Source organism: Reichenbachiella sp. 5M10, assembly GCF_002742335.1.
Classification (GTDB): domain Bacteria; phylum Bacteroidota; class Bacteroidia; order Cytophagales; family Cyclobacteriaceae; genus Reichenbachiella.
In genome coordinates, this window is sequence record NZ_MDGR01000005.1 from 1 (window position 1) to 623 (window position 623).

Sequence of the window (623 nt, forward strand, 5' to 3'; positions counted from 1 at the left end):
CATCAGTTGCGGCTGGTACACTTGTGCTCAGCGTAGTTTCTTCGTCGGTGCCTTGTGCATCGTTGCTTGCTACTGGGGCATCGTTCGTTCCTGTTACAGTGATCGTTACGGTTTGCGTTCCGCTTACTGTGCCATCATTGTCAGTGGCGGTGTAAGTGAATGTCACGTCTTCTGTCGCGCCTGTTGCCAAAGCTTCAAACTCTCCGTTGGGGTCGAAGCTATACGTACCGTCTCCGTTGAAGGTGAGGTTTCCTTTTGTGGTGTCGTCTACCAAAGCGTAGCTCACTACCGTACCATCTACATCAGTTGCGGCTGGTACACTTGTGCTCAGCGTAGTTTCTTCGTCGGTGCCTTGTGCATCGTTGCTTGCTACTGGGGCGTCGTTCGTACCTGTTACAGTGATCGTTACGGTTTGAGTGGAACTGGTAACTCCGTCGTTATCCGTCGCAGTGTAAGTGAATGTCACATCTTCTGTCGCGCCGGCTGCCAAGGCTTCAAACTCTCCATTCGGATCGAAGCTATACGTACCGTCTCCGTTGAAAGTGAGGTTTCCTTTTGTGGTGTCGTCTACCAAAGCGTAGCTCACTACCGTACCATCTACATCAGTTGCTGCGGGTACACTT

General features: G+C 51.5%; 1 protein-coding gene. It reads right to left on the reverse strand.

Annotated features, from left to right (window positions below; genetic code table 11):
* Positions 1 to 623, reverse strand: a 623-nt coding sequence (locus BFP72_RS00025) for a tandem-95 repeat protein (protein WP_143519881.1), incomplete at both ends; no start/stop codon positions are given.